Genomic DNA, 6,296 nt, shown 5'->3' with positions numbered 1-6,296 from the left:
GGTGGTAGCAGTGCCAGAGATCATCGTCGTCAACCCGAAGCTCGGCGTGACCAGCCTGCAGCAGCTCGTCGCGCTGGCCAAGGCCAAGCCCGGTACGCTGAATTTCGGTTCCGCAGGTAACGCGACCATTCCTCACCTGGGCGGCGAGCTGTTCAAGCATGAAACAGGCATCGACATCGTGCACGTGCCCTACCGAGGCACCGGCCCGGCGCTGAACGATCTGTTGGCGGGGCAGGTGCAGATGATGTTGGCCGACGTCACCCTGGTGCGCGCGCACATTGAGGCGGGGCGGCTTCTGCCGTTGGCCGTGGCCGGACCGCGGCGCATTGCCGTGCTGCCGGCAGTGCCCACCACGGCTGAGGTTGGCTTGCCCGGCGTGCAGGTGTCGAACTGGCACACGCTGGTGGCGCCCGCAGGCACGCCCGCGGAGGTGGTGGCCCGCCTGCGCGATGCAGTGCAGCGAGCCATGGCATTGCCTGAAGTGCAAAGCCGGCTGACCCAGGAAGGAGCCGAAGCGGTAGTCGGAACGCCAGCGCAGACGCTCGCGTTCCTGGACAAGGAGCGCGCACGCTGGGGTACGCTGGTCAAAAAACTCGGCATCCGCTGGGATTGAAGCGCTTCGCGTATGGCGTGCTGGCGCTGCGACAGTAAACAGGGCGTATCGGTTCAGCCCGATGCTCCTTCCGCGATGCGCCGCCAAGAATCCATCTTGCCAACTTTTTCGCATCGCCAGTATTGGCCTGCGGCTGACCGGGCACCGGTGTCGCGCCCCAGTCTCCGTACTAACGTACCAGCCTTGGATATGGCCTGCCTGCAGCACGGCGAAATCGGCACATTCTTGTAGCGTTGGGATATCGCGAAAAGAAGGGCCTACTAACTTGGTATGCGACCCTCGCTTAGAAAGTCGGGCAGCAAAGGGCCAGGCTCAACCTCAACGGAGGCCATTAGCTCGCATCGGACCAACGCTCAGACGGGGGGCGCCTCCAGTGTCTTGCGAAACTCGACGGCCTCCTTCATCAACCACTCCGCCAGCGCGCGCGCGGGCTGGTTTCGCGCAGCTCGCTTAGCAAAAATCAGGTGATATCCGGCGGCAAGCGGCGCATGCCGTGGCCAGGCTTCCACCAGGCGGCCCTCCCGCACATCGTTGTCGACCAGCACGACATGACCGATGGCGATGCCGAGACCCGCAACGGCCGCAGTGAGCGTTGCCTCGGTGTCCTGCAACTTCATGCTTCGGGCGCTCGACAAGCCTGCCGCGTCGGAGGCTGCGAGCCATCGAGACCACTTGCTGCTTCGCAGGGAGTCATGCAGCCACGGGAACCGGTCCAAGTCACCGATGCGCGCGAGCGCTTGGCCTTTCAGCAGCCGGGGTGAAGCTACCGGAACCAGGCTGTCATGCATCAGCAGCTGTGCGCCGGGCCAGGAACCGTCGCCGTAGTGGATCGCGAGATCGAACCGTTCCTTGCGGAAGTCGGCGTCCCAGATCGACGTGGCGAGCTCGATCTCGACGTCGATGCGTGCGAGGTGCAGCCGCGCCAGCCGCGGGATGAGCCAGCGCGAAGCGAACGACGGCATGGCCAGCACCTTGACCGTCGGTCGTTCGCCGCCGCTCGCGATTCGCATCGCGCCGTGATCCAGCTCATCGAGCGCGCGATTGACTGTCTCGAGATACAGCTCGCCCGCGGCGGTGAGTTGCACGCTGCGATGGCCGCGCAGCACCAGCGTCTGCTGCAAGCCTTCTTCCAGGGAGGCCATGTACCGGCTGATCGCCGATTGGGCGCAGCCGAGATCGCGAGCCGCGGCGGTGAAGCTGCCGCAGCGCGCCACGGCGCGGAACACGCGCAATGCTGTGATCGAGATTTCACTCATGTGTCATGCAAAAAATGGATGGCATGAGATGACCAAAGCGCATTATCCGAGCCGCCTTTCCCATGCCTAATTGCCCATTCTCTGACAAAGCTGCAGGAGCTCCCATGTTGAAAGTGCATGTGCCACCGGACATCTTCACGCCCATCGGCCCCTACGCCCAGGCCATCGAGGCCTCCTCGGTGGAGCGGCTGCTTTTCATCAGCGGCACGATGGGACTTGAGCCCGACGGCCGCTTGGCGGGCGACTTCGAGGCTCAAGCCACCCGCGTCTGGTCCAACATCGACGCCACGCTGAAGGCGGCCGGAATGGAGCGTACGAACCTCGCCAAGCTCACCATCTGGCTGGCGAACCGGGAGGACTGGCGTCTGGGTGCCGAGATCCGTCAACGCTACCTTGGCGACCACAAGGTGGCGATGTCGGTGGTGCAGGCCGGGCTGGTCGATTCGAGTTGGCTGATCGAAGTCGATGYGATTGCGGTGGCCTGAGATGATGAACTTCGAACTCAACGGCCAGCGGACCGAACTCGACCTGCCCGGCGACATGCCGCTCCTTTGGGCACTGCGCGACGTAATCGGCCTGACCGGGACCAAGTTCGGCTGCGGCATGGCGCTGTGCGGCGCATGCACGGTGCATCTGGACGGCGTGGCCGTCCGCGCCTGCCAGACACCGTTGTCGGCGATCAGCGGCAAGCGCGTCACCACCATCGAGGGGATAGGGCAGACGGCGCTGGGCCGCAGCGTGCAGAAGGCCTGGCTCGACGAAGAGGTGGTGCAGTGCGGCTACTGCCAGTCGGGCCAGATCATGTCGGCCTGCGCGCTGCTGAAGCAAACGCCCAAGCCCAACGACGGCGAGATCGACTCGGCGATGTCCGGCAACATCTGCCGCTGCGGCACCTACTCGCGCATCCGCGTGGCCATCCATCGCGCGGCCGATGCCGGGGGCAAGGCATGAACGCTTCCTCGCACGATGTGTCCCGGCGGGTCTTCCTGGTTGCCGGCGGATCGCTCGCACTTGGCGTCGCATTCAACGGTGCGGGCGCACGGGCCGCCACCGAGAAGCGCGCTGCGTTCGAGCCGAATGCGTTCATCCGGATCGATGCCGACGACACCATCACGCTGACCATGCCCCGTGTGGAGATGGGCCAGGGAACCTACACGGCCCTGTCGATGCTGATCGCCGAAGAACTCGAGATCCCGCTCGCCCGCGTCAAGCTCGCCCATGCGCCGCCCGATGCGTCCCGTTATGGCAACCCCCGAGCCGGCGGCGCGCAGATCACCGGGGGCTCGAACTCCGTTCAGGGTGCTTGKGAGCCGCTCCGGACGGCAGGCGCCATGGCGCGTGTCATGCTCGTCGAGGCGGCCGCGCAGGAATGGCGTGTTGCGGCGGCCGAGTGCAGCGCGCACGACGGTGTCGTGATCCACGCGCCCAGCGGCCGGCAACTCGCCTACGGGCAACTGAGCCAGCGGGCGGCCGGCTTGCCGTTGCCGCAGCAAGTCACCCTCAAGGCACCGGAAGCCTTCAAGCTCATCGGGCGTCCGGTCAAGCGGCTCGATGCCGCGGAAAAGATCGATGGTCGCGCGCGTTACGGCATCGACGCGAGGCTGCCGAAGATGCGCTATGCCGCTGTTGCGGCAAGCCCTGCTTCAGGCGGCAAGCTGGTGAGCGTGGACGATCGCGCGGCATTGGCCTTGCCCGGGGTACGCCAGGTGGTGCGCATCGACAACGCCGTGGCGGTGATCGGAGACCATTCATGGGCTGCAAAGCAGGGACTTGCAGCGTTGAAAGTCGTCTGGGACGACGGGCCGGCGGCGAGCATGTCGACGGCCGGGATCCGCAAGAAGCTGGAGGATGGTCTCGCACGGCAAGATGGCGCTGTGGCGCGTGCGCAGGGTGATGCCGACGCGGCGCTGCGCGGCGCGGCCAAGCGGCTCACGGCCATCTACCATTCGCCGTTTCTCGCCCATGCGGCGATGGAACCGATCAACTGCACCGTGGACCTTCGCGCGGATGGCTGCGACGTCTGGGTGAGCACGCAGGCACCGACACGCGCCCGCGACCTCGCGGCGCGCGCATCGGGACTCGCAGCCGACAAGGTCCGCATCCACAACCACCTGATAGGCGGCGGATTCGGGCGCAGGCTCGAAGCCGACTACGTCGAGCAATCGGTGGCCTTGTCGCGGAACGTACAAGGGCCGGTCCAGTTCATCTGGTCGCGAGAAGAAGACATTCAGCACGACATTCTGAGGCCGGCCTATGTCGACCAGCTCAGTGCGGCGATCGATGCACAAGGTCGCCCGACCGCCATCACGCACCGGGTGGTCGGCTCGTCGATCATGGCTCGCGTCGCGCCGGGCCTGTTTCGCAATGGACTGGATCACGACGCGGTCGAGGCTGGTTTGGGTCCCTATGAATGGCCCGCTTCCAGGCTGGACTATGTGCGCGAGGAGCCGGGGGGCGGCATGGTCACAGGTTGGTGGCGCGGCGTGGGGCCCACGCACAACTGCTTCGTGGTGGAAAGCTTCGTGGACGAACTGGCCTCGATGGCCAACAAGGATCCCGTGGCCTTCCGCCTGGCGCTGCTGCCCGAGCGTTCGCGTGCTCGGGCGGTTCTGGAACTGGCGGTCCAGAAGGCGGGCTGGGATGCGCCCTTGCGCCCCGCGGCGGCGAAAGGCGCCAAGCGTGGCCGCGGAGTTGCGGTGCTGGCCGCGTTCGGCAGCTACCTGGCCCAGGTGGCCGAGGTGACGGTCGATGCATCTGGCGACATCGTTGTCGACCGCGTCGTATGTGCGGTGGACTGCGGCATGGTCGTCAATCCTGACACGGTCGAGGCGCAGGTGGAAGGGGGCATCCATTTCGGCGTCAGCGCGGCCTTGTGGGGCGAGATCACCATCAAGGCCGGCCGTGTCGAGCAAAGCAACTTCCATGACTATCGGGTCTTGCGGTTGTCGGAGGCGCCGAAGGTGGAGGTCCATATCGTGCCGAGCCGGGAAGCGCCGGGTGGCATTGGCGAACCCGGTACGTCGGTTGTGCTGGCAGCTTTGGCGAACGCCGTGTCTGCCGCCACCGGTCAACGGCTGCGCAGCCTGCCTCTGCGCTCCAACTCCGCTTGAGATGACATTCCTTCCTTTCAATATTCTGAAGATGCCTCTGCCCTCCATCGCGATCCGGCGCCGATCTGCGGCGCAACGAACCAAGCATCTGCTTTTGTTTCCGTTGCTTTCCCTTGTCCTGTGCGTACCTGCGACAGCCGATCAGGGATTGGCTACAGCCAAAGCCTGCATGGCCTGCCATGACGTCGGCAAGAAGCTTGTCGGGCCGTCTTTCAGAGACATCGCAGGGCGCTACAAGGGGCAAGTCGGTGCCGCCGATGCCTTGGCGGGGAAGATCATGAAGGGCAGCGCCGGCGCTTGGGGCAGCGTGCCGATGCCTGCCAATGCACAAGTCAATGCCGAGGAGGCTAAGAGGCTTGCGACCTGGCTATTGGGCGATCTCTAGGGAACGTTAGATGAAATCGTAAATTGGCTTGCCGGCGAAGGTGCGTGTTTGGCCCGTCGCGCTCGCAGGCTTGTCTCACTGGGAATCCCATGCGTTTGAGAGCCTCTGTGGCCCATTCACGCTGTCTGCGGGCGCCCCTGCCCCATCATCGCAATCAGTTTCCTTCTGATCATCCCAGGTTCGAGAGCGCAAGCAGCGTGATCACATGCGCCGTGTTCTTGGCCAGCCCTTTGAACCTCACCTTCGCGAGGCCGGACTGCCGCTTGATCACGCGGAACGGGTGCTCCACCTTCGCCCGGATGCGGGCCTTATGGAACTCCTGCTTGCGCGCTCTGATCTTGACCCGGCCCTCTGGCATCCTTGCCATGTCGCTGGGTCGGCCTGCAATGTTCCATTGCACGTCCCGCTTTACTCGGCTCTGTGCTCCCCGATAGCCCGAGTCTGCCCACCCTGCATCTTCTTTGCCGTGCACCAGGCCGCTCACCTGTTCCACGTCCGCCTCGCTGGCCGCAGTGGTCATCACCGTGTGTGCACCAGCCCCGAATCGGCATCCACGCCGATGTGCGCCTTCATCCCGAAGTGCCACTGGTTGCCCTTCTTCGTCTGGTGCATCTCAGGGCCCCGTTCGCCGCTCTCGTTCTTGGTCGAACTGGGCGCCGCGATGATCGTGGCGTCCACGATGGAGCCTCTCTTCAGAAGCAATCCCTTCTTGACCAGGGAGGCGTTGACCTGCTTAAAGATGTCCTCGGCCAGATCGCTAGCCTCCAGCAAGTGACGGAAGTTCAGGATAGGTCGCCGTCGTCGCAGTGCGGTGCGGTGTCAGGCATGCGTGCTGCCACCGCCATACGCCGATTCAGCTATGCACGGCGCCAGTGACCGAATAGCAGCCTTGCCGCCGAGCGCATGGCAGAGCTCGCGCCGCTCCCTAGACT

The 6,296-nt window shown here is 65.0% G+C and carries 6 protein-coding genes and 1 pseudogene; 5 read left to right on the top strand and 2 right to left on the bottom strand.

All coding sequences use genetic code 11. The features are described from left to right. Window positions 1-613: tripartite tricarboxylate transporter substrate-binding protein (locus AC1DOC_RS14765; protein ID WP_478129995.1), on the top strand; the 613-nt coding region annotated here is incomplete at its 5' end. Between the two features lie 353 nt (window positions 614-966). Here AC1DOC_RS14765 and AC1DOC_RS14760 read toward each other — a convergent pair. Continuing rightward, window positions 967-1,869 (bottom strand): LysR substrate-binding domain-containing protein, encoded by a 903-nt coding sequence (locus tag AC1DOC_RS14760; protein WP_015865937.1) that lies wholly within the window; start codon window positions 1,867-1,869, stop codon window positions 967-969. Between the two features lie 104 nt (window positions 1,870-1,973). Between AC1DOC_RS14760 and AC1DOC_RS14755 the strand changes: the two genes are divergently transcribed. From AC1DOC_RS14755 to AC1DOC_RS14740, 4 genes are all read left to right on the top strand, one after another. Next, entirely contained in the window at window positions 1,974-2,354 is a 381-nt protein-coding gene (locus AC1DOC_RS14755) for a RidA family protein (protein ID WP_478129994.1), read from the top strand. Window position 2,355: 1 nt separating this feature from the next. Next, window positions 2,356-2,820 (top strand): (2Fe-2S)-binding protein, encoded by a 465-nt coding sequence (locus tag AC1DOC_RS14750; RefSeq protein ID WP_015865939.1) that lies wholly within the window; start codon window positions 2,356-2,358, stop codon window positions 2,818-2,820. Continuing rightward, a complete protein-coding gene (locus AC1DOC_RS14745; RefSeq protein ID WP_478129993.1) occupies window positions 2,817-4,979 on the top strand; it encodes a xanthine dehydrogenase family protein molybdopterin-binding subunit in 2,163 nt (720 codons plus the stop codon). The genes AC1DOC_RS14750 and AC1DOC_RS14745 overlap by 4 nt, the downstream gene beginning before the upstream one ends. Window positions 4,980-5,082: 103 nt before the next feature. After that, complete coding sequence (locus AC1DOC_RS14740) at window positions 5,083-5,364, top strand: c-type cytochrome (protein WP_015865941.1); 282 nt, start codon at window positions 5,083-5,085, stop codon at window positions 5,362-5,364. A gap of 116 nt (window positions 5,365-5,480) precedes the next feature. Here AC1DOC_RS14740 and AC1DOC_RS14735 read toward each other — a convergent pair. Then, window positions 5,481-6,153: pseudogene (locus tag AC1DOC_RS14735) on the bottom strand (IS5 family transposase); the annotation flags it as partial. Window positions 6,154-6,296 lie beyond the last annotated feature (143 nt).

The organism is Variovorax sp. 01T439_2, from assembly GCF_056398445.1.
Note: the sequence above shows the minus strand (reverse complement) of the source record. Positions and strands in the feature narration are given on the sequence as shown.